This is a genomic window from Acinetobacter sp. LipI_15 (assembly GCF_058242865.1).
The window spans coordinates 1,034,289-1,057,766 of record NZ_JBZAYN010000001.1; the positions used below are offsets into that span (position 1 = coordinate 1,034,289).

General features: G+C 40.7%; 24 protein-coding genes. 7 read left to right on the top strand and 17 right to left on the bottom strand.

The features are described from left to right. Positions 1-21 precede the first annotated feature (21 nt). Positions 22-990, bottom strand: coding sequence for a lysophospholipid acyltransferase family protein (locus AC4CU0_RS05000; RefSeq protein WP_490742606.1), 969 nt, complete (start codon positions 988-990; stop codon positions 22-24). Between the two features lie 128 nt (positions 991-1,118). Between AC4CU0_RS05000 and sppA the strand changes: the two genes are divergently transcribed. Both sppA and AC4CU0_RS05010 read left to right on the top strand, forming a co-directional pair. Then, positions 1,119-2,144 (top strand): signal peptide peptidase SppA, encoded by a 1,026-nt coding sequence (sppA, locus tag AC4CU0_RS05005; protein WP_490742607.1) that lies wholly within the window; start codon positions 1,119-1,121, stop codon positions 2,142-2,144. Beyond that, positions 2,141-2,950 carry an alpha/beta fold hydrolase gene (locus AC4CU0_RS05010; RefSeq protein ID WP_490742608.1) on the top strand — a complete coding sequence of 270 codons (810 nt, stop codon included), beginning with the start codon at positions 2,141-2,143 and terminating at the stop codon, positions 2,948-2,950. Before sppA ends, AC4CU0_RS05010 begins: the two co-directional genes overlap by 4 nt. 75 nt (positions 2,951-3,025) lie before the next feature. Here AC4CU0_RS05010 and purN read toward each other — a convergent pair whose 3' ends face one another. Both purN and purM read right to left on the bottom strand, forming a co-directional pair. Beyond that, positions 3,026-3,655, bottom strand: coding sequence for a phosphoribosylglycinamide formyltransferase (gene purN, locus AC4CU0_RS05015; protein WP_490742609.1), 630 nt, complete (start codon positions 3,653-3,655; stop codon positions 3,026-3,028). A 9-nt stretch (positions 3,656-3,664) separates the two neighbouring features. Further along, entirely contained in the window at positions 3,665-4,735 is a 1,071-nt protein-coding gene (purM, locus tag AC4CU0_RS05020; protein ID WP_078190382.1) for a phosphoribosylformylglycinamidine cyclo-ligase, read from the bottom strand. Between the two features lie 134 nt (positions 4,736-4,869). Here purM and cxpE point away from each other — a divergent pair, with 134 nt between their 5' ends. From cxpE to AC4CU0_RS05040, 4 genes are all read left to right on the top strand, one after another. Continuing rightward, positions 4,870-6,087, top strand: coding sequence for a chloramphenicol efflux transporter CxpE (gene cxpE, locus AC4CU0_RS05025; protein ID WP_490742610.1), 1,218 nt, complete (start codon positions 4,870-4,872; stop codon positions 6,085-6,087). An 18-nt stretch (positions 6,088-6,105) separates the two neighbouring features. Further along, a complete protein-coding gene (gene hda / locus AC4CU0_RS05030) occupies positions 6,106-6,810 on the top strand; it encodes a DnaA regulatory inactivator Hda (protein WP_078190380.1) in 705 nt (234 codons plus the stop codon). Between the two features lie 118 nt (positions 6,811-6,928). Next, on the top strand, positions 6,929-8,740 hold the full coding sequence (rbtA, locus tag AC4CU0_RS05035) for a rhombotarget A (protein WP_490742611.1): 1,812 nt from the start codon (positions 6,929-6,931) through the stop codon (positions 8,738-8,740). Positions 8,741-8,764: 24 nt separating this feature from the next. Then, positions 8,765-11,179, top strand: coding sequence for a CSLREA domain-containing protein (locus tag AC4CU0_RS05040; RefSeq protein ID WP_490742612.1), 2,415 nt, complete (start codon positions 8,765-8,767; stop codon positions 11,177-11,179). 89 nt (positions 11,180-11,268) lie between these two features. Here AC4CU0_RS05040 and AC4CU0_RS05045 read toward each other — a convergent pair whose 3' ends face one another. The 5 genes from AC4CU0_RS05045 to AC4CU0_RS05065 form a co-directional block, all read right to left on the bottom strand. Next, positions 11,269-11,673, bottom strand: a complete 405-nt coding sequence (locus AC4CU0_RS05045) for a DUF3106 domain-containing protein (protein WP_180083904.1) — start codon at positions 11,671-11,673, stop codon at positions 11,269-11,271. After that, positions 11,663-11,983 carry a hypothetical protein gene (locus AC4CU0_RS05050; RefSeq protein WP_180083906.1) on the bottom strand — a complete coding sequence of 107 codons (321 nt, stop codon included), beginning with the start codon at positions 11,981-11,983 and terminating at the stop codon, positions 11,663-11,665. The genes AC4CU0_RS05045 and AC4CU0_RS05050 overlap by 11 nt, the downstream gene beginning before the upstream one ends. Further along, positions 11,980-12,594, bottom strand: a complete 615-nt coding sequence (locus tag AC4CU0_RS05055) for an RNA polymerase sigma factor (RefSeq protein WP_111883945.1) — start codon at positions 12,592-12,594, stop codon at positions 11,980-11,982. Before AC4CU0_RS05055 ends, AC4CU0_RS05050 begins: the two co-directional genes overlap by 4 nt. A gap of 160 nt (positions 12,595-12,754) precedes the next feature. After that, positions 12,755-13,531: a TrmH family RNA methyltransferase gene (locus tag AC4CU0_RS05060; RefSeq protein ID WP_078190375.1), complete on the bottom strand. Its 777-nt coding sequence runs from the start codon at positions 13,529-13,531 to the stop codon at positions 12,755-12,757. A gap of 52 nt (positions 13,532-13,583) precedes the next feature. Further along, entirely contained in the window at positions 13,584-14,558 is a 975-nt protein-coding gene (locus tag AC4CU0_RS05065) for a class 1 fructose-bisphosphatase (RefSeq protein WP_490742613.1), read from the bottom strand. Between the two features lie 184 nt (positions 14,559-14,742). Between AC4CU0_RS05065 and AC4CU0_RS05070 the strand changes: the two genes are divergently transcribed. Next, positions 14,743-14,940 (top strand): NF038105 family protein, encoded by a 198-nt coding sequence (locus AC4CU0_RS05070; RefSeq protein WP_078190373.1) that lies wholly within the window; start codon positions 14,743-14,745, stop codon positions 14,938-14,940. Positions 14,941-15,205: 265 nt separating this feature from the next. Here the strand turns inward: AC4CU0_RS05070 and pal are convergent, their stop codons facing one another. The 9 genes from pal to ruvA all read right to left on the bottom strand — a co-directional run bounded on the left by pal (position 15,206) and on the right by ruvA (position 23,373). Further along, the gene (gene pal, locus AC4CU0_RS05075; RefSeq protein WP_180034379.1) at positions 15,206-15,775 is read right to left on the bottom strand and encodes a peptidoglycan-associated lipoprotein Pal; all 570 of its coding nucleotides are present in this window, start codon (positions 15,773-15,775) and stop codon (positions 15,206-15,208) included. Between the two features lie 68 nt (positions 15,776-15,843). Next, the gene (tolB, locus tag AC4CU0_RS05080; RefSeq protein WP_171319182.1) at positions 15,844-17,127 is read right to left on the bottom strand and encodes a Tol-Pal system beta propeller repeat protein TolB; all 1,284 of its coding nucleotides are present in this window, start codon (positions 17,125-17,127) and stop codon (positions 15,844-15,846) included. Between the two features lie 550 nt (positions 17,128-17,677). Continuing rightward, on the bottom strand, positions 17,678-18,970 hold the full coding sequence (tolA, locus tag AC4CU0_RS05085) for a cell envelope integrity protein TolA (protein WP_490742614.1): 1,293 nt from the start codon (positions 18,968-18,970) through the stop codon (positions 17,678-17,680). Between the two features lie 3 nt (positions 18,971-18,973). Then, on the bottom strand, positions 18,974-19,423 hold the full coding sequence (tolR, locus tag AC4CU0_RS05090; RefSeq protein WP_180021912.1) for a protein TolR: 450 nt from the start codon (positions 19,421-19,423) through the stop codon (positions 18,974-18,976). Further along, positions 19,423-20,121, bottom strand: a complete 699-nt coding sequence (tolQ, locus tag AC4CU0_RS05095) for a protein TolQ (protein ID WP_490742615.1) — start codon at positions 20,119-20,121, stop codon at positions 19,423-19,425. Before tolQ ends, tolR begins: the two co-directional genes overlap by 1 nt. Positions 20,122-20,148: 27 nt before the next feature. Beyond that, a complete protein-coding gene (gene ybgC / locus AC4CU0_RS05100) occupies positions 20,149-20,556 on the bottom strand; it encodes a tol-pal system-associated acyl-CoA thioesterase (protein WP_078190367.1) in 408 nt (135 codons plus the stop codon). 216 nt (positions 20,557-20,772) lie between these two features. After that, positions 20,773-21,420, bottom strand: a complete 648-nt coding sequence (locus AC4CU0_RS05105; protein ID WP_233945136.1) for a hypothetical protein — start codon at positions 21,418-21,420, stop codon at positions 20,773-20,775. A 97-nt stretch (positions 21,421-21,517) separates the two neighbouring features. After that, positions 21,518-22,525, bottom strand: a complete 1,008-nt coding sequence (gene ruvB / locus AC4CU0_RS05110; RefSeq protein ID WP_168378058.1) for a Holliday junction branch migration DNA helicase RuvB — start codon at positions 22,523-22,525, stop codon at positions 21,518-21,520. Between the two features lie 245 nt (positions 22,526-22,770). Continuing rightward, positions 22,771-23,373 carry a Holliday junction branch migration protein RuvA gene (ruvA, locus tag AC4CU0_RS05115; protein ID WP_168378057.1) on the bottom strand — a complete coding sequence of 201 codons (603 nt, stop codon included), beginning with the start codon at positions 23,371-23,373 and terminating at the stop codon, positions 22,771-22,773. Between the last annotated feature and the right edge of the window lie 105 nt (positions 23,374-23,478).

Consider the following 23,478-nt stretch of genomic DNA (forward strand, 5'->3'; position numbering starts at 1 on the left):
GGGCAGCAGGGCTTGAAGATGTTATTCAGCCACTGTCATTGCTTGCTGTTGTTGATATTCCTCACGAATATCACGAATGCGTTGAGCGGCTTCTTCATCACTAATATTGTATAGATTTCTCAATTTTGGATTGGCTTTAAAGCGTTTATAGCTCCAGTGATAATGCTCTGGGTAACGATGGATTAAATCTTCCACTGCTTTAAAGATAACCATCGAGCCATCATCTGCATTACCTTGATAAATATTGTCATCGATAGGTTCGATATGCATATCAAAACCATGATTATCGTTACGAATGGCATATAGTAAGAGCGCACGTGCTTTGGTTTTTTGAATTAGTTTTGCACTTAAGTTGCTGGTTTTTAGTGGAATACCAAAGTATGGAATCATTTCACCGCCGGCATTGGGGGTATGGTCTGGCAAGATCACAGTCGTCCCACCTTGTTTTAAGGCTTTGAAAATCTGACGTACACCTGATTCATCCGTAGGAACCAATATTGCTTGCTCACGGCTTCGAGCAGCACGGACAAAATTGTTGGCAGATTCGCTTTTTACCGGCTTGTACATGATGGTCATTTGAGTGTACTGCGCAACCCATGCATTCATGATTTCCCAAGTACCAAAATGTGGTACTACGAGTACAACGCCTTTTTGTAGGGCGAGCGCTTCATGTAAATATTCAGCGCCATGTACGTGATGAATTCGTTGAATATTTTTTTCTGTACTTGCACCCCAAATATTAAAAAATTCAAAATAAGAACAAAGTTCGTTTCGAATCGCTTGTTTAGTGAGTTGAATGCGAGCTGACTCTGATAATTCAGGCAATGCAATTTTGAGATTGCGTTGAATCGTAGAGTAGGTTTTAGAGATTTTTAAAACATTGACTAACCCAGCCAAACCTTTTGCAATTAATCTTGAAATTTGAATAGGTTGACGGCTGATAAATTTTAACAGGTGATATGTGGTGTCCTGTGAATTTTGGTCGGTCATCTTGTTTAAGTCTGATACAAATGAAAGAAAATTTAAAATAATTATAGGGGAAAATGAATTGATTAGACAGTTATAGCGATTAGCATGTATATAATGACTACAAATTAACGATTAACTAGGTTTTTTTTATGTCCGAATGGCCACCAAAACCTGAAGAAAAACAGCAAAGTTCTTCAAACAATATCCAGCAGCCAACTGGAAATGAATGGAAAATATTAGAAAAAGCCGTGCTTTCTTCTGTTGAGGAACAACGCAGAGCACGTAGATGGGGTATATTTTTTAAATTTTTAACCTTTGCTTATTTACTATTTATTATCATTGCGATGGCAAAAAGTTGCAGCATGTCGTCATCTGATCCTGCAGCAACAGCGGGTTCACATATTGCCGTGGTTGATATCATTGGGACCATTGCAGCGGACAAGCAAAGTGTAAACAGCGCAAATACCATCAAAGCCTTGAAAAAAGCTTATGAAAATAAACAAAGCAAAGCGGTTGTTTTAAATATTAACTCACCGGGTGGTTCACCTGTTCAGTCTGATGAAATTTGGCAAGAAATTCAGTACTTGAAAAAAGCCCATAGCGATAAAAAACTATATGCCATTATTGGTGATACTGGTGCTTCAGGCGCGTACTATATTGCTTCTGCTGCAGATGAAATTATTGTCAATCCTTCAAGTTTAGTGGGTTCGATTGGCGTGATCATGCCGAACTATGGTGTGAGTGGTTTGATGCAAAAGTTTGGTGTAGAAGATCGCACCATGACTTCGGGTGAGAACAAAGCGATTTTATCCATGACTCAACCTGTCGATGCAGCACAAAAAGCACATGTTCAAGGTGTACTCGATAACGTTCATGCGCATTTCATTAATGCCGTGAAAGAAGGTCGCGGTAAGAAATTAAAATCGAATGATCCGGCTATTTTCTCAGGTTTATTTTGGACGGGTGATCAGGCTGTGAAGCTGGGTATTGCTGACCGTACAGGTAGTTTAAATAGCCTGAAACGTGAATTGAAAACTGAAAAAGCTGTGAACTATACCATTGAAAACAGCCCATTTGATTCTGTACTTGGTCGTATGGGAAGTTCATTTGGTCAAGGTTTGGTAAGTGCATTGTCACAACAGGTTCAATCTGAAAATAGCACGAAGTTACAATGAAACCGTTAATTCATTTTGCGCACGCCAATGGCGTGCCATCACAGGTTTATCAAAAATTGTTTGATTTACTGAGTGATGAATATGATGTGATCTATGTACCGTTACTTGGGCCAGATAAGCGTTACCCAATCGATAACCATTGGAAGAGCTTAACGCAGCAAGTCATTGACAGTATTGTACGTCAGGCCAATGGTCGTAAGGTGATTGGATTAGGTCACTCATTAGGTTCGGTTTTAACATTTCAGGCTGCATTGCAACGCCCAGAATTGTTTGAACAAGTGTTAATGATTGATCCGCCTATGATCATGGGTAAAGATTCTTTTGCTTTGCACATTGCAAAACTCCTCAAACTCAAGGTCGTGGATAAAATGTCCCCAGCAGGTTTATCGAAGCGTCGTCGTGATCATTGGGACAGCCGTGAACAAGCAGCAGAGCTTTTAAGGCCGAAAGGTTTTTATAAAGATTTCGATCCAGACTGTTATCAAGCTTATATTGATCATGCCTTGATGGACGATAAACTGCGTGGTGGGGTGGAATTGACGATTTCACGTGATGATGAGGTTCATATTTTTCGAACCAATCCTTCACTGTGGTGGTTACCTCATGCTCAACCGCAAGTACCTGTACAGCAGTTAATTGCAGAGCAGGGACCATTTTTAGCTCGGCACTTTCCACAAAAGGTTGAGAAAAAATTTGGGATTCCATTTAAAGTTGTTAGCGGCAGTCATATGTTTCCATTAGAAAAACCAGTAGAAACGGTTGAGTTAATCAAACAAATGTTAGCGGTTCATGCCAAACATGAATGATTGAATGTACTCAAATAAAAAAACGCATCCGAGGATGCGTTTTTTATTTCTATTTAAAATAGATAAAAACTGATTTTAAAACTTGCAGAATTGAACAGGTGCTTGCATCGGTTGATTGCGATATAACACCCCATCAGCAGTATGTTGGATCGTACCATTACAGATCCATTCTGCCACTTGAGGGTAAATCACATGCTCAAGCACGTGAACCCGATCTGCAAGACTTTCAGCATGATCATGCACATTGACTTTAAGTATGCCTTGAGCAAGCGCTTGGCCGGCATCTAGCTCTGCAGTCACATAGTGAACTGTACAGCCATGGAAGACATCACCGGTGTTTAAAACACGTTGATGAGTATGCATACCTTTATAATTTGGCAGCAGAGAAGGGTGGATGTTAATCATTTTTCCTTCCCATGCTTTGACAAATTTTGCGCTTAAAATGCGCATAAAGCCTGCCAAAATGACCAAATCAACATCCCAGTCGAGCAGTTGTTGATGCATCACATCATCAAAAGCTTCACGACTTGGATATTGCTTATGTTCAATGACTGCAGTTGCAATCTTTGCTTTTCTTGCACGTTGCAGTGCAAAAGCGTCAGGTCTATTGGAAATCACCCCAACGATTTGACCTGATAGATTGGCATCGATCAGGGCTTGCAGGTTAGATCCGCTGCCTGAAACAAGTACAGCAATTTTAATCATGAACGTTGCTTATGCGAAAACTACACGGATTTTTTCGTCAGCGCCTTCAACAGATTCAGCATTGTCTGCAATGTGACCCATTGTGAATGCTTTTTCGCCAAGGCTGTTGAGTAATTCAACAGTTTTGTCAGCATCTGCTGCATCAACTACGAGAACCATACCCACGCCACAGTTAAATGTGCGGTACATTTCAAATTGTTCAACACCACCTTCTTTTTGAAGTAGTTTGAACAATTCTGGCCATTCCCAAGATGCTTCATTGACTACCGCTTGAGCACCATTTGGCAGTACGCGAGGTAGGTTGCCTGGTAAGCCGCCACCCGTGATGTGTGCCATTGCGTGTACATCCACTTCTTTCAATAACTGAAGTATTGGTTTTACATAAATACGAGTTGGTTCCATTGCTGTATCTGCAAGTGGACGACCATCAACGATTTGAGTAAGGTCAACGTTTTTCACATCTAAAATTTTACGAAGAAGTGAATAACCGTTTGAGTGTGCGCCAGAAGATGCAACACCAACTAAAACGTCACCCGCTTTAACTTTAGAGCCATCAATAATTTTGCTTTGCTCAACGACACCTACGCAGAAACCTGCAAGGTCGTAGTCTTCGCCTTCATACATACCAGGCATTTCAGCAGTTTCACCGCCAACCAATGCACAGCCTGCAAGTTCACAACCCGCACCGATACCAGTCACAACATTTGCTGCAACGTCAACGTTGAGGTGGCCAGTTGCATAGTAGTCAAGGAAGAACAGTGGTTCAGCACCACATACGAGAAGATCGTTTACGCACATTGCAACCAAGTCTTGACCAATTGTGTCATGACGGTTCAAATTCAATGCTAAACGTAATTTTGTACCAACACCATCTGTGCCAGATACGAGAACAGGTTCTTCATAACCTTTAGGAATTTTACAAAGAGCGCCGAAGCCGCCTAGACCGCCCATTACTTCAGGACGTGCAGTACGTTTCGCGACAGATTTGATACGATCGACTAACGCGTCGCCCGCTTCAATGTCGACACCTGCATCTTTGTAGCTTAAACCAGTGTTTGGGGTAGAAGTTGAGTTGCTCATAATGAAGTCTCCGCATTCGCGCGGGGATTATAACCTGAATATGCAAAACTCTTATGCTATTTCGCACTAAAATGTTATCTTTATTAAAATATTTTCCTTTCTATAACGATTACATTGAAAAAAGGTGACTTTATATGGGTGATCGCACCTTGCGCCGAATATTTATTCTTGCTGGGATAGCATTGATCATATGGGTTTTATACTTATTAAAGCCTGTAGTTGTTCCTTTTATCGGCGCATTTCTAATTGCATATTTATTTAGCCCTTTAGTCGATAAATTACATAATATTGGCTTGCCGCGCTGGTTATCTATCAGTTTGGTCTTTATTGGAATTGGTGTTGCTATATTCCTTGCAATGTGGTTCCTCGTACCACTGGTATGGGAACAGTTGATGTATGCGAAAAACAATATTCCAAGCAATATTCATTGGGTCAACTATACATTCCTGCCGTGGTTATCAGAGACATTTAATCTTGTACCAATGGAAATTGATACAGAGCAAATGTCAGCAGCGATCATGGAGTATATTCAAACCAACTATAGTGCAGACAGTATCCAAGCCATGTTGTTAAAAGTGGCACAATCGGGTCTGAATTTCATACAGATTGGTGGCACGATTGTCTTAATTCCAATCATAGCTTTCTATTTCTTATTAGATTGGGAACGAATGTTAGGAAACATGCGTCGCCTTATTCCACGCAAATACGAAAAAAGCACATTAACCATCGTAGGCGAATGTCATGAAGTTCTAGGCGCGTTTGTAAAAGGCCAGTTCTTGGTAATGTTCTTATTGGGCGTTGTATATGCGGTTGGACTTCAATTGGTGGGTATTGAGGTCGGCATCATTATCGGGATGATTGCGGGTCTAGCCAGTATTATTCCGTATTTGGGTTTTGCGGTTGGTATTATTTCGGCAATTGTGGCTTGCCTGTTCCAATTCGGTTTGGATTGGGTGCATTTGGCCTTAGTACTGGTGGTATTCATGGTAGGGCAGGCAATAGAAGGTTATATTTTACAGCCTTTCTTATTAGGCGACAAAATTGGTTTGTCTCCTGTGGCAGTGGTATTTGCAGTCCTTGCAGGCGCGCAATTGGCAGGACTCCTCGGAATGCTCATTGCACTACCCGTTGCAGCGATTATTGTGGTCTTATTACGTCATGCACGCGAAAATTACGAGAAAAGTAATTTATACCGAAATGATGTACTTGTGGTAAATGATGCTGCAAGTGGCACTTTAAACGTAGAAACCAATCAAGTTGCTGTCGATATTGAGCTCAAAAATCAGTCTGCAAATTCGCTGCAAGATCCTGAAATTTCGAGTAACATTGAAAGATCAGAACATAAAGATTGATAAGGCCAAAATATAGATATGCGTCAATTGCAGTTAGATATAGAACCCCAGCTCGATGCCCGAATTAGTGATTTTTCTGGGCCGAGTTGGGGACATGTAATCGATGGTGTACGTCAATTACATGCAGGATTAATGAATCGTTTCTATATCTATGGTGGAGCTGGTACAGGAAAAAGCCATTTACTGTCTGCAATATGTGACTCCTATTTAGAAATTGGCAAATCAGCAATTCAAGTTTCATTGCTTGAATTGCTAGATGCGCCCACTGAAGCGATTACTTCGCTAGATCGCTATGACTTGGTGGCTTTAGATGATATTGAAGCCATCAGTGGAGTTCCACATTGGCAAAAAGCCGTTTTTCACCTGATTAACTATAATAACGAAGAGGGTGGTCAATTGGTCTTTTCATCTCGACTGGCACCAATTGAACTCAAACTCGAACTGCCAGACCTACAGTCTAGATTAACTCAGGCTGTTAGTGTGAAAGTGCCGAATGGTAGCTTATATGCAGACCGTCAAGCGCTCGTGAACTCTGTTTTAGCGCGACGTGGCATCCATATGGATCAACAAATTGTGGATTATTTGTTGGCACATGGGCCGCATCAGGCGTCTATTTTACTTCGCTCTTTAGAACAACTGATTCAGATGTTAAAAGGTGAAAAAGTCAAATTGAGTCATGCGAATTTAAGACAAATTTTTGCCCTAATTGATGAATATCGGTAAGCAATAAAAATTCTTGAGTAATTACTCAAGCTGTGACAAAGTACATAAAAATATTTTAATGTTGCAAGGATTGTGCAACTTAAGAATAAAAAGATAAAAAATATTTAAGGAGATGGATATGCTCAAACAGAGCATAGGCATTGGCATGCTTCTCATGGCAGGTCATGCATTTAGCGCAGAAATTATCGTTACAACCACTGAAGATGTTGTAAAGGATGACAAGGAATGTTCACTTCGTGAAGCCATAGAATATATCAATAATGGTATGCCAGAAGCCGGATATAATGGTTGCGGGGGTAAAGACGCCTATGCCTCAATTTCTCTGAAAAAAAATGAAGTTTATAAACTCACTAAAAAAATTGATATTAAAGCCGAACTGAATCTGAAAACGGCGTATGACAGTAACGTCAATGAAGATGTTGTACTCGGTCTTAATAATGCCGTCATTGAAATGACGGGTAAGGATCAAATTTTTAATATTAATGATAGCGAAAAAGAACTACTTGCTATCAATTTTAAAGAAATTTCATTTAAAGGATGTAAGCAAGATCAATGTGCTGATAAAGGCGGAATCATTTTTAATAATGAAAAACTCACACTTGAAAATGTAAAGTTTGAAGATGGCTATGCACGACTTGGTGGTGCAATCTACAATGTGGGATTTTCAGAAGATGGCGCAGCTGTAGCAAGCCGTCTATATATACGAACCACGATTTTTCAAAACAACAAAGCGGTAGATGGTGGTGCAATTTACTCAGAAGCACCGGCTTATGAAATCTATACATCTTTGTTCAAAAATAATGAAAGCACTTCTGGTCGAGCGATTGTTTACAATCAAAATGGGCTCGCAGACATTAGCAAGTTGGTGTTCAGTAACCCTCAAAATATTATTGCCAATAGTACCTTTTTCAAAAACAAAGGTTTTGCTGTCAACTTACGTGATGGTTTAGCACTCAATAATATTACAGTACTGAAGAACAGTGGTGGTATTGAACTAAATAGTACCTCTGAGCATGCTTATTTAGCCAATAGTGTGGTGATTGGTAATGCACTTAGTGGTACCGCTCAAGATTGTAAAGTCGTGAACTCAGGAACAGACCAATCTGTTTTTTATAACAACTTAGTGGCTGCGAGTTGTCCTGTTGGGCCTGCTGCAAATTTAAATGATGTATGGTCTGGGACGAGTTTAATTGCGGGTGATGATGAAGGTAGCTGTAAAACCTTAACAGAAGATCGTAATGCACTTTTCTGTCCATTTACCACAGCAAATAACGCATTTATTGGTTATTTACGTCCTCGTATTTTATTAGATTACGAAACGATTTTCTCAAGCCCGATATTAAATAAGGGGAAGACCACAGCAGATGGCAATGAGCATCATGTGTATTGTGAGTCTTCTGATCAGCGTGGAAAAAATCGTAATTTGGATGATGTTTGGTGTGATCGTGGTGCAATCGAAATTGTGGTTCCTGTGAGCATGCCTCGATTAGGTAAAGACATTCGTACAGGTGAAGTGGCCAAGTTTAATATTTTAGATGCATTAGGTGACAGTGATTTAATTCCAAAAGAAGAATGTACAAAAGTGATGGGTATGGCAAATCCAACGGGTGAGCCATGGCAAGATGGTTGCCCAATAATTGTACAAAGCACCGAATCTAAAGGTAAATTCACACTGAATTTGAATGGTGATTTTGAATACACGCCAAATGGAAATTGGCATGGCGCAGATATTTTTGAATTGCGTGTGGTGACGTCTTCAACCCGTTTTAATACTTCGGCAAAAAATTATTTAGCTGCAGAAGTGCGTATTTTCCAAGAACCAAACAATGAAATGGAAAGTAAAACCGTTAAAACTTCGGGTGGTGCTCTAGGCTGGGCGAGTATTTTTGCGCTACTTGGCTTAGTTGGATTTCGTCGCTTTAAAAAATAGTCTGGATAGAATTAAGGACAGCACATGAAAAATTATAAAAAAGGATTGCTGGCGGTCATGGTCCTTGCGGCTATGTCATCTATGGCAGCGACAAGTAACATCATCAAAGTTACGACCTTTGATGATGAAAATGGTGAAAATCTCAATCAATGTTCTTTACGTGAAGCGATTGAAACTGCACGTAAAAACAAATCTTTTGGTGGATGTAATGTCGGTAATCCAAATAATGGGCAGACCGATTATATTCAACTTGAAGCAGGTGAATATCTTCTGACTAAAGGTGAGTTAGTTCCTCTAAATCAGATCGTGATTGAGGGGAAAAGTCGCTTTAACTATGATTCAAAAAATTTACTGACGCAGAAATTTCCTGCCTATGAAGATATTAGAACGACGATTAATGCCCAAGGCAAATCGCGTATTTTTAATACTTCACGTTCAGAAGCCAACTTTATCGTCAATAATGTACGCCTTACTGGCGGGATGGCAGAAGATCGAGGTGGTGCCTTGTATTTAGGGGGGGCATTTACCTTAAATAATGGTGCAATAGAAAACTCTCAAGCCAAAGTTGCAGGTGGTGCGATTTACTCTGTTGCGCATAATATGTCGAAGAAAACATTATTGGTGAGCAGTTTAGTTCAGGGCAACGTTGCACCTAAAGGTAGTGTTGTTGCTATGGACTGTATCGGGAACTTGGGGGATACCCAGCCTGAAATTGTGTTCCAGCAAAGCAGTATTATTCAAAATGGTTCATCGACGAGTAATAGTGTGATGGACTTCTGTGGAAAGGCCAAAGTTGAATTGACAGCAAATACGATTGCAAAAAACCAAGCAAATCCAAGTGCGGGTAGTATTATCCGTGCCATTTCTCAGGGAACGGAACGTTTAAGTGCTTTTTCTAGCTTCGTTTTAACCAGTAATACAATAGTCGAAAATAATGCGGCTAGTACTTATTATTATGACAATAATGGTGGAAAAGCTTGGTATTTCAATGTGTTGTCCTATAATACTGGTGGTAAGTCTTGTCGTTATCTGAATAATGCTGTACCTGATAATGGTCAAAAGTTTGTTGCGAGTAATAATGCTTTTGAACTGGCAGCTGGGCAGTGTGATTTACCCGAAAGTGTGCTGAATAATACAGAAAGCTTTCTGCAAAACCATGATGTAAGTAGTTATGCTATGGGGACTTTGTTAAGCACCCTACAAACAAAATCTGCTTATAATTTGTATTTACCTTTGTATTATCCGAAAGCGATCGGCAGTGGTTTTGACTTAATCAATCTTGGCTTAGACGGCTGTAGTGATGCGGATCAACGGGGTATTTTGCGGATCACAGATGGTACTTTACAGTTATCACCTACGCAAAGAAACACATGTGATATTGGTTCGGTTGAGTTAATGAATTTAACCGCAGCAGATATGGCAGATATTACCAATGAGTCTTTAACAGCTCTGCAAGATAAGTATCAAAATACAATTGATAGCTTGAAAAAGGATATCGAAGATCCAAATTATGCAGAATATAAAGTTGCCAATCAGGATGATTTAACAAAGTACGAAGCGGTATTAAGTGCATTAAAAAATAACCTTAAGTATCGTGCAGTTTATTTTGATCCATTCCCAGCATCATTACCTCAAGAAGAGTCTGTGAATGGAAGTGCTGAAACACGACAAATCGCCTTAAATGCTGACAACTACACTGTAACGACTTCACCAATCGGCATTGGCAGTGAAATTACGGTGTCTAGTACAGGCGAAGCAAGTATTGTGGGTAATCCACCACATGACCTACACTGTGATTGGGATGCGGGAATAAAACAAATCGTTATATATCGCACCAGTGGGGCAACAACAGCGCCTACCGAATACGGTTTTTGTAAATATACGCTAAAACAAAAGACAGGGAGTCAGGCGGAATCCTCTGGTGTAGTACGTGTGGCATTTAAAAATATGACCCCAGTGGCCAAAGCTGCTCAATACACAATTAGTCCGTCAAATAATTTGTCTGTTACCGTCAATAATTTATTAGAAAATGCTAATGATGATGGTGATGGTCCAGTTGCATCTATGCCAGCGGATAAATCGGTATGGCATAAAAATGAAGAAGGCCAAATTATTCCAATTCGTTTTACTAAAATCCCAGCAGGTTTAAACTTTGAAGCTGAGTATAGTGGCAGTTGCCCAGCAAGTTATTTAAAGGAAACTTGCTACGGTGGAAAAATTACCTTCTCAGTAAAAAATGGCTTTAGCCAGTTTGACTATCCTGTTGAATATAGCGTTATCGATAGTGACGGCATTGCATCAAGCAATGCAATTCTGACTCTTAAGAATACCGCGAAAAACACCAACTCTTCTTCTAGCGGCGGTGGCTCAATGGGAGTATTTGGACTGTTGGCATTGATTGGTTTGGGTGTGTATCGTCAGCGTCGGTTGAGCAAGTAAGACAATAAAAAAAGCCTCGATAAGAGGCTTTTTTTTATGGCTTAACTAATGTAATAGATTTGATTTTCACAACATACTGTTGTTTTTGATTAGTGAACGACAGCGATAGGTTGTAAGTATTTATTGATATACTCATCGCGAATAGCAGGTCGTTCATCAGGACTAGCTTTTTGCATACGTGTCGCGAGTTCTTTACGTTCTAAAGTACTCATTTTTTGCCACGTTTCGCGCATACGCTGCTTTTCACTGTCTGGAAGTTGGGTGAACCAATCCATGCGCTGTTGCAAGCTGATACGTTGATCTGCAGGAATCTCTTTGAGTGCCTGATACTTTTTAATTAAAGCCTGTTGTTCTGCTTCAGATAGCGAATCCCAAGTTTCATTGACTTGGGTATCTGCATCTTTTGAAAATATCCAAAAGCGATCAAAGCCAGCAAAACTGGTTTGCAAAAAACTAAAAGCACAGAATGCTATTGCTAATTTTTTAGCTGCCATGTGGAACTTTGTCCTCACCCAGAACCATCAACATTTCAAGATCTTCCACCATTTGAGGGGAGAGCTTAGGGGTTGAAATCACCTGATTTTGTGGTTTGTCATCCAGTACAGTCGCATTCGGTAAAATGACAAAACCTGCAATTGCTGCTGCAAGTGCAAAGCCAGACATTTTCCAGAAACCATAACGTGAAGTTTCGCGCTGATGAATATCTTCAAGCACGTTACTCATGACAGTTGCTTTGTCTTTATGGTGCTGTGCGAGTCCATCAAGTTTGGAGGTTACTTGCTTTAAGAAATCATCTTGTTTCATTCGGATGATCCTCCCATATGTGGATTCAAATGTGCCAAAGCGGTACGTAAACCTTGAATGGCACGGTGGTAATGTGTTTTCACACTGCCTTCGGAACAATTCATAATTTCTGCAGTTGTATGCGTATCAAAGCCTTCCCAAGCTCGCAACATAAATGCTTGTTGCTGGCGGACTGGAAGTTCTGCGATAGCATCTTGTATTTCCTCTGCAGTGACAGCCTGATCCAGAAAGTCGAAAGGGTTTGGTGTAGATTCATCTACCACATCCTGTATCTCGACATCGTCGTCATCTAGGCTGACTTTTCTAAATAAGGAAAACGGCTGCGAACGACGTGCTTCTTTTCGACGCCAGTCTTGCAGCTTGTTATTTAAAATGGTGTAAAACAGGGGATACCATTCCTCTGTGGATTTTTCAGCATAAGCTTTATGTAAGGAAATAAAGGCTTCTTGCACCAAGTCCATGGCAATGCCATGTTGACCGTGCGTTGCACTTTCCATCATTACTAAAGCACGCCCCGTCACTTCATTCATGAAGTTTTTCAGGCGAGACTCAGCCGTGCTTTTTAAAACACTGCTGTCTTGCGTCTCGGACTTTTTGGGTGCTAAATCCATAGAGATGGAAAATCCTGTCATCGGATACCCACCATTATTTCCATATTCATATACAAATAACGATGGAAATAACGGTTAGGTTGACAAAAAGAATTATTATTTTTTCTAGTGTAGTCTATTTTTTTCAGGCTTAAGCGCTAAATACAATAAAATAACGATTTTACTGACGCTGACGTACCATTTCAAAAAAACAGATCGAGCCAGCAATGGCTACGTTTAGTGATTCTTGACCACCCGGTTGAGGAATCGCAACGGCTTCGGCATGTTGTAATGCATACTCAGAAACACCTTGACCTTCATTGCCTAAAATCCACACACATTGTTGGCGCAAATTTTTGCTATACAGGTTTTCAGACTGATGTGAGCTTGTTGCATACACTGGAATTTTGAATTTCGTCAAAATATCTTCAAGGGCAATATTTTCAAAGGTATTTAATGAAAAATGTGCGCCCATACCTGCGCGTAATACACGCGGTGACCAGAGCGATGCAGAGCCTTTGGTACAAACAACTTGCTCAATACCCGCCGCGGCAGCAGAACGGAGTAGGGTGCCTACATTACCGGGGTCTTGAATATTGTCTAAAATTAAGGTGTCTTCACTGAAGTTAAGCGCTTCACTTGAACTTGGTAAATCCACAATTGCTAAGCAAGCAATAGATGTTCCAAGTGTACTGATATCTTTATATAAAGATTCACTTAGAATGAACACCGCACCTTGATATTGTTCTGCAATGCGGTCGAAATCAGCATGGTTAATTGCTTGTTCAGTGGTGAAAATCGATTTGATTGGACGTTTTGAGTCTAACCATGACAACACCAAGTGTGTGCCTTCCAAAACAGTTTGACCTTGTTTTTTACGGTAGGCATTTTGTTCGATTAAGCCACGGAGGTGTTTAATTTTAGGGTTGTCTTTTGATTCGAGATAAATCAGAGCCATGAGGGAGATATCCACGAAAGTCAGCAGAAATACTGACTTTCGTTATAAGAAATTAATTATGGTATGACGTAACTAGGTCAACTTCGTTTTTAGAACCAATAATCACAGGAACACGTTGATGAAGTTCTGTTGGTTGGATGTCTAGAATGCGGACACGGCCTGTTGTAGAAGCACCGCCAGCTTGTTCCATCAACATACTCATTGGGTTTGCTTCGTACATTAAACGTAGACGGCCTGCTTTTTTCGGATCTTTGAAGTCGTATGGATACATGAAGATACCGCTACGGCAAAGAATACGATGAATATCACCCACCATGCATGCAACCCAACGCATATTGAAGTCTTTTTCACGCGGGCCAGGTTTACCTGCAAGAAGTTCGTCGATATAACGTTTTACAGGTTCTTCCCAGTGACGTTGGTTCGATGCATTAATTGCATATTCTTTAGTGTCTGCTGCCACCGCAATCGCATCTTTAGTTAATAAGAATTCTTTGCTTTCTGGATCAAAAGTAAAGAAGACTACGCCAGCACCGACAGTTAGAACCATCATTGTTGATGGGCCATACAGTACATAACCTGCAGCCGCTTGATTCACACCCGCTTGCATGAAATCTTCAGCTTGCGTCACGGCATTTTTTGCAGGAAGAATTGAGAAAATTGTGCCAACACACATGTTGATATCGATGTTGCTTGAACCATCTAATGGGTCGAACAAGACAAGATAATCGCCATTTTCTTGAGCTGGTGTGAATTCATCTAATTCTTCAGATGCCAAACCACCGACATGTGGATGAACTTTTAATGCATCGATGAGGTAATCATTTGAAATGACATCAAGTTTCTTTTGTTCTTCACCTTGAACGTTTTCGTGTTGCGCGCTACCCAATACACCAGCCAAAGCACCTTTTTGTAAAAGAAGGTCGATGTCTTTGCATGTATTACCAATTGTTTCAATAACTTGTGCTAATGCAGGAGTAAGATTACCACTTTGTTGTTGTAGAAATTGGGAAAGGGTGAGATTTGACATAACCGGAAAACTCCAAATATTAATTTATCAAAAATGATAAAAATGTGATTGTGCAACATTTTAGATGAGAACGAAGGAAAAGAAAAATTAAACTAGACTATTTGTCGTGATTTTACCCTTGCAAGTCCTGAATAACATGCTATGTTGAATCTAATGTATAAATCGAAAGACAGGGAGCACAACAATGACCACACAAAAATTTGATGCGACTCCGACTGCAACTGAGGGATTGAATTTAGACGATATTTCTGCGGATACCGTAAAAGCTGCATGGAGCAGTTACGAAGCTAAAGCAGAGTATAAAAAGTTCAATAAACATGATCTCATTGAGTCGATGCAAACAGAAAAAGAAAATGCTGAACATCCAGAAGCAGAAGCGTAATGATTTGGATTGTTAAGGTGATTTTCTAGTTGGTAAAGCTAAGGATCTCGTTTTAAAAGTCGTTCATTTGCATTTTAATTGATTATTTTTTATGTTCTAAAGCCGCTAACTGAATTTATCCTGAGTTAAAGGGCTAAATTGAGTTAAAGCACAGAACGCTGCAACAGAACGATGAAAATGAAACGATATAAATTAAATGATACGGGTTAAATCAAAAAAGCACTCATTAATGAGTGCTTTTTTTTAGCTCAGACTTTTTCAAGTCTTATTTAAGTAGCGGAGGTACAGCTTCGTAGTTAATTTCTACGCGGCGGTTTTCTTTCCATGCATTTTCATCATGACCCGCATTGATTGGCATTTCTTTACCATAGCTGACTGCTTCAAGCTGATTTGGACTTACACCTGTTGTAATCAGGAAGCTTTCAACAGCTTTGGCACGACGTTCACCAAGTGCCATGTTGTATTCACGAGTACCACGTTCATCGGTGTGACCTGTTAAAGCCACGCGTGAGTTTGCATTAGCAACAAGGAACTGTGCATGAGCTTGAAGGGTTTGTAAGTCTTCATTGCTAAGCTCTGTACTGTCGTAGTCAAAGTGTACTACGCGCTTCGCTAAAAATGCTTTATTCGCTTCAGTTACACCTTTAGATGATGCACCGGCTAGGTTTTGTGCATTGAGTGCTGCATCTTCACTTAAACCAGAAGTGTTTACAGTGGTTGAGCTATTTGGGTTTTGTCCTGCTTGTACGTCTGCTGCAGGTTTACGGCTGGCACAACCAGTCATTACTAATGCTGTAGCTAAAACAGGTAATGCAATCAGTTTCATCGCTTTCATATTGATCTCCATGACGGTTATTTATGATGTTTCATTAAAAAGTTATTGTTGAATAAATCATGCAGTGTTTATTTCGGTGCCCAAGCTGGTTCACGAACTTCACCTTGTTCACTTGGTAAGTTCATGCGGAAACGACCATCTAAAGACATGATCGAGAGCAAACCACGGTTTGCTTCACGTGTTGCATACACGACCATTTGACCATTTGGAGAGAAGCTTGGGGATTCATCTAAACTTGTTGGTGTTAAAATATTGGTTACACCAGAACCAATGTCTTGAACCGCAACTTTATAGTTACTACCGCTAGGACGATGCACCAAAGCTAATTTTTTACCATCAGCACTTAAAGTGCCACGGGCATTAAATGCACCACGGAAAGTTAAACGTTTTACACTTTCAGCACTTAAGTTGTAGGTATAAATTTGTGGAGAGCCACCACGGTCAGAGGTAAAAATAAATGATTTACCGTCAGGGGCATAACGTGCTTCTGTATCAATCGCTGTGTCATTGGTCATGCGTTTTAATTGGCGAGTCTGTAAATCCATTTGATAGATTTCAGGATTGCCATGCATTGAAGCGGTAAACAACATCGATTTACCATCAGGTGAGAAGCTTGGTGCACCATTTAGACCACGGAAACTTGCTACTTTTTCACGGTTACCACTTGCTAAGTCTTGGATGTAAATTGCAGGGCGCTTGGTTTCAAAAGAAACATAGGCTAGCTTTTTCGCATCAGGCGTCCACGCAGGGGAAAGGATTGGATCTCGTGAAGTCAAAATCGTACGGGGTTGTTCACCATCTGTATCTGCAATTTGTAGGGTATAGCGCTGATCTGGTGTTGCTGCATTACGCAATACATAGGCAATACGGCCGCTGAAGTCACCTGGAATGCCAGTTAAAGCTTGATATATCGCATCACTGATCATATGCGCAGCTTGACGGTAACGTGAAGCAGGTACAGTGAGTAGTTCATTTAACAGGTATTGTTTTTTTTCAACATCATACAGTTGGTAGTGAATTTCATAAGAGCCATCAGCCGTTGTTTTTGATGTACCTGTCACGACATAGGGTACGCCCGCGGCTTTCCATGCTTCTGCATTTGGAGAGTTTATTGTTGCAGTTGCAGGTAAGTTTTTAGAGGCACTGGTAAATTTACCTGAGCGGTTCAAGTCATTTTCAACCACTGGATAAATATTTGAGTCATTACTAAAAGGCACGATCGCAATTTTAGGTGCTTCTTCAGGAGCTTTAGTGATTTCGAGGTGAAGCTGCGCATGCGTTTGAGTCACTAAAACTGGGCTCAAAGCAGTGAATACGGCTAAGCAAAGAAGATGTTTACGCGTCATTTCCATCATTCGCTAATTACTCTAAAAATGTGAGTTATTGTCTGTATTTGGTTGTGTCACATAATGGCATGATTTTGAGATATTAAAAGCATGAAAATATGACTGAACTGTTATAACACTGTGAAAAATGCAGAGATTTTATCCGAGTTTCGTCAAGTCTAGCTTAAAAATCATGAACACAACATCACATTTTGGAATGAAAATGATAATTCTTTAGTTATAAGATTCTATTTTTGAATCAAGTGTTTAGAAAATTTTAGTAATACTTGATGTTGCTGAGTCCCACATACACGGCGTTATATAGAACGAAGACAAAAAGGGATCAATTTGTCGGGGCTAGAGCTTCATAAAAGCTCAAGTATTGAAACATGCACGTGCAATCGATTGAGTATTCATTTTAGGAAAGGGTGTAACTGGGGGATGGATGTAGAAGATTAAAAATAAACATCATACCAGCGATGAAACTTGATCTTTTGAAGATAAGAAAAATTGGTATGGGGTGATTCATTGCTTAAGCACAAAAAAATCCCCACACGGTTTGCAGGGATTTTAATATTTAACGTGATGACTTGAAGGTAGACGTAAAACTTTGAGCTTCACGTTTTGCATCTGGGTCACTCGGCATTGGGTATGGTGCAGCAGCTCGAACAGCAGCCTCAATACTGGCTTTCATATCAGGATCACTAGAGTTCACAATCACTGACCGAACTGAACCACTTTCCGTAAGGGTAACGCGAGCAGACGCCGTTTTACCCGCAGAGTCTGAAGGTGTATCCCACGCACGCTTAATCCTATTTTCAAAATCACGTTTTGCTGTTGAAGCAATTTTCTTCGCTTCAGCTTTTTTCTGTGCAGCTTCTTCAGCTGCTTTTTTTGCAGATGAAGCTTTGGCTTCTTCGGCTGCACGTTCGCGTGCTTCGGCATCGGCTTTAGTCTTTGCATCGGCCTTGGCTTTTGCATCGGCGTCTGCTTTACGTTTTGCAGCTTCTGCATTGGCCTTAGCTTTTGCATCAGCATCTGCTTTACGTTTTGCCGCATCTGCATTGGCCTTGGCTTTCGCATCAGCATCAGCTTTACGTTTTGCAGCTTCTGCATTGGCTTTAGCTTTGGCATCAGCATCAGCTTTACGTTTTGCAGCTTCCGCATTGGCTTTAGCTTTCGCGTCTGCATCTGCTTTACGTTTTGCAGCATCCGCATTGGCCTTGGCTTTTGCATCTGCATTGGCTTTTGCCGTTGCTGCAGCTTTGGCTTTGTCAGCTTCTGCTTTTCTTAAAGCATCGGCATGGATTTTTTCAGCCTTGGCTTTGGCATCAGCATCAGCTTTACGTTTTGCTGCTTCAGCATTGGCTTTCGCCGTAGCATCTGCTTTTGCCTTAGCTGCATCCGCTTTGGCTTCTTGTTGTGCTTTTAGTTTTGCAGCTTCAGCAGCTTTAGCTTGTTCTTGAGCACGTTTTGCATTGTCCGCAGCTTTTTGTTCAGCAAGCTGCTGTGCTTTTGCCGCAGCGAGTGCCTGTTGAGCAGCAATCTGTGGATCTGCCTTAGGTGGTTCTGCTGGCTTAGGTGGTGCAGCCGTTGGAATCTCGGGTGCCGGTTCAACGCTAGGTTCTGCTGTTTGCGTGATTTGTTCAGCTACATTTTCATGCGCGGTTTCATCAAACTCAGTGACTTCACGTGTTACAGGTTTTAAATCTTCCGGTTTTACCAAAACAGTGGTTATTTTGTTAGGGGGCTCAGGTGGTTTACTCATGCCAAGATAAAGTAAGCCAACCACAGCGACGATATGCACACCTAGTGTGAAACCAATCGCAACGGCTTTTTGTTTAAAAGGCGGCTTGTTGAAATCTTTCATAAATTATTTTAATGGCTCAGTCAGTAAACCTACTTGTGTTAAACCTGCATCTTGAAGGGCAGACATGAGTTTCATGACTTCACCATAAGGACGAGATTCACTGCCGTTAATCAGGACACTCATTTGCTTTTTCTGTTCGCTCGCTTCATTTTGCGAGGCCGTTAAAACAGATTTAAGTTCATCGAGTGTGAGTACATCATCTTGATGATTTTTATCTTCGAGAGTGATCGTGCCATCTGCTTTCAGTGTAACAATCGCTCTACTATCTTCCGCTTGCATAGGCGTGCCATTTGCCTGTGGTAAGTCGACTTTGACACCTGTGGTGATCATAGGTGCAGTGACCATGAAAATCACCAATAGAACTAACATGACATCAATATATGGTACGACGTTCATGTCACTTTTTAATGGTTTTTTGATGCGCTCAAAGCGTCCAGAACGTTGAATAGCCATTAGTCATTGTCCTGAGTTGAACCTACAGACTGGCGTTGTAATAACGCAACCATTTCTTCGGCAAAAAGAGCACGATCGTTATAAACGGCTTCACCTTTGGCTGTAAAATGGTTAAATGCTAGTACAGCAGGAATTGCCGCAAAAAGACCAATGGCCGTTGCAATCAATGCTTCTGCAATACCAGGAGCAACCGTAGCAAGGGTGACTTGGTCAACATCTGCCAAACCAATAAAGGCATTCATAATGCCCCAAACGGTACCGAATAAACCGACATAGGGTGCAACCGAGCCAATACTCGCAAGCGCGCCTAAACCATTTTCTAAATGTCCTTGGTCACGGCTTAAACCCACACGAAGAATACGTTCTGTACCTTCAATTGATTGTTCTGCGCTGGCATTACGTTTTTTAAGTTTGAAAAACTCGCCTAAACCTTGATAGAAGACATCTTCAAGGCCAACACGTTTCGAGTTGAGCTGAGCATTGTTGTATAAAGTGTTGAGTTCGGCGCCAGACCAAAAGATTTTTTGGAAATGTTCATCATCGGCCTGCGCTTTTTTATAATTCATGTGTAACTTGGCAATCAGATACCAACTGAATAACGAAGCTAAGAGCAGCAGGAGCATTACCAGTTGTACGACAGGACTTGCTTGTAAGATGAGGTCTGAAACTTTGAGTGTTGATTCTAGTTGAGTTGCCATAGTTACTACATGTGCCAAATAATTTTTTTAATCTTGTTCCAATTCTTTCAGAATCAGTTCACGTATTTCATCAGGAAGGCGACGGGGTTTCATCTCTGCACTGATACATGCCAATTCTACCTCACCTGATGCCAGCATAATATCACCACGATAAATATTTTGTTGCAACACAAATGACGTAGCCTTACACGAAACTACACTTGCTGTAACAGTAATCAGGTCATCCATTAATATAGGACGTGAATATTTCACATTAATTTTATGAACGACAAAGTTGTAATCTTTTTGATGCCAATAATGGTCTACACCTGAAGCGCGCAGCCATTCTGTGCGGGTACGTTCCATAAAGCGAATATGATTTGCGTGGTAAACAATGCCACCTGCATCTGTATCTTCAATATATACACGAATGTTGAATTCGAATTTATTCGCCATGAGAGTGTTCCGTCTTTATAAAATCTGAAAAATATTGTTCTGCACTTCAGCAAAGAATTAGAGCATTTAAAAATGGCGATAATTCAATGATTCGTCAAGTGCTTCAATGACGGGCAGTTTAGCACCGTGAGTCATCAGTCCAATGGCACAAGGTTTCAACTCACGTAAATCTTTAACTTTCGTAGATGTTATTATTGATTAAAAAAGAGACTGCTTTTAATTTGTTTGTTCATCTAATTTAAATTTTGCATCGACAAAATCCTGTAGATGAGCTGCTAAATATCCCGCAATATGAAAGTGAGTTTCTTCCATTTTCTTTTTCTGTTGCTTGGGGAGTAATGCCTTCAAAGATTCATACATATACGTTAAGCAGCAAAAGCCAAGGCCAATAACTAACATGAGTAAAAGTTCATTAGCTAGATCTATCCAGAAAAACACATAAACGAGTATGACTAAAGCAAAGAATGAGAAGCTGAAATACAACGTATTAATTTTTGCTGGTTTAAAGTTTTCCTTGACCAAAACTTGTACGTCGTCGTGATAGTACGTCCCAATAAAAATGAGGGCAGAAGTATAGTTGAAGCTCAGGTTTTTTATACGATATGCAGAAGGCGATTGTTTAATAGTTAAGATATTATCTTCACTTACTTCTATGGTTTCTTTGCTGAGAATTTTTTCACATTCGACAGTGATAAAATAATTGTATTCGGCGTGAAATAAGCTTTCAAAATCACTCATTTGTTTAGGGCTAAATGAACTGATGGGTTGTTCTCTGGGAATGTTTTCAATGGCACTGTCTAATGGAAGGTTTTGAATGTATTCGCTATTAATTTTGTTAATTATTCTATTCTCAAGATTTATCATTTTAGTTTGCTGTTTGTAGTGGATTGAATTTATTTTAAAATTTAAATAAACATTCAGGGAGCATTTAACTCCCTGAAGTCGTTCAGTGAATAATCGTCTATTTATCTTTCGGCTCTGGTGGTGTCATCCCAAACTGTAAATAAGCCATATTGGTGGCAATACGTCCACGTGCAGTACGCATGACATAGCCTTGCTGAATGAGGTAGGGTTCGATCACATCTTCTAGGGTCCCTGAGTCTTCTGCCATAGCAGCAGCTAAAGCTTCTACACCTGCAGGGCCACCATCAAAACGCTCTAGTAGCATTGATAAATAACGGCGGTCTAGCGTATCTAAACCATCTTTATCGACATTTAGCATGTCCAAAGCACGTTGAGCCATCTCTTGGGTTACTTCACCCGTACCTTTAACTTGCGCATAATCACGGACCCGGCGTAATAAACGGTTTGCAATACGAGGTGTCCCACGAGCACGGCGTGCAACTTCTTGAGCACCTTCGGCAGTCATGGGTACATCCATCAAGTTTGCAGATCGAGTCACAATATGCGTTAAGTCTTTGACAGAATAGAACTCTAAACGTTGTACGATACCGAAACGGTCACGTAAAGGAGAGGTCAGTAGGCCTGCACGAGTCGTCGCTGCAACAAGAGTGAAGGGTGGTAAATCCAGTTTGATCGAACGGGCAGCAGGGCCTTCACCAATCATGATGTCGAGTTGGTAATCCTCCATCGCTGGATAGAGAATTTCCTCAATGACAGGTGAAAGACGATGGATCTCATCAATAAATAAAACATCACCTTCTTCGAGGTTGGTTAGCATCGCAGCCAAATCGCCTGCACGCTCAAGGACAGGGCCTGATGTAGATTTTAAGTTGCCGCCCATTTCACGCGCAATAATATTGGCCAGTGTGGTTTTACCTAAACCCGGTGGGCCAAAAATTAAGGTGTGATCGAGTGCTTCTTCACGGCCACGTGCAGCACCGATAAAGATTTCCATTTGTTCACGGACGACAGGCTGCCCGATGTAGTCATCGAGGGATGTTGGGCGAATGGCACGGTCGAAGTGGTCTTCGGGTTTTTCTGAACCACTGATAAGACGGTCTTGCATAATTATTTAACTAATCTCTATATCGTTGTGGAAGAATCACAGCCTCAAAAAGCGATTGAACTTTAAATGCCATTGTATAGGCGATTCTCACTTTTGACTGGGCAAAAGTGACAAAACCCATTTGTTAAACTGATGCTACGTCCTTGTAGCACAGTTTAACGGCGACATCCTTGTCGCCTGCGTGATTCACATACTGTCTATAACCCTAAAAGGCAAAGGATGCGGTGCTCATTAGAAACTACAAATTATTTATTCATCGACTTTAATGCAGCACGGATAATGTCGCTGGCTTCAGTAAAGTCACCTTTGGCAGCATTCACTAATTTTTGTGCTTCAATTGGTTTGTAACCTAATGATTGCAATGCCGCCTCAGCTTCGGCAACTGCAGAGTTGCCTGTAAATTGAATTTGTTCAACAGTTGAATTGGTTGGTGCAGTGCCTGAAGCCATGGCTTTAAAGCGATCACGAAGCTCAATCATGAGGCGTTCAGCGGTCTTTTTACCCACACCCGGAACTTTGACTAAGGTGTTTACATCTTCGTGTTCAACCGTATGAATTAGCATTTCAACACTTAAGGTCGACAAAATGCCCAGTGCCATTTTAGGGCCTACGCCGTTAACTTTTAACAGTGTGCGAAAGATCAGTTTTTCTTGAGCATTGCTAAATCCATACAGCAGTTGTGCATCTTCACGAACAGCCAAATGTGTCCACAGGGTAATTTTTTGACCTTTTTGTAGTTGGCAAAATGTTGAAAGTGGGGTGTCAATTTCATAGCCCACACCATTTACATTGAGTAATACCGTTGGTGCTTCCAATGCCAGCACTTCGCCAATTAAACATCCGATCATGTCATTTATTCACTTTATTTCAGTTTAGTCTGAGCCATTTGCTCAATTTCAATTTGTTGTGAGATTAGCGTGAAGGCCAGCGAATTACTAGCCTTCACATTTTTT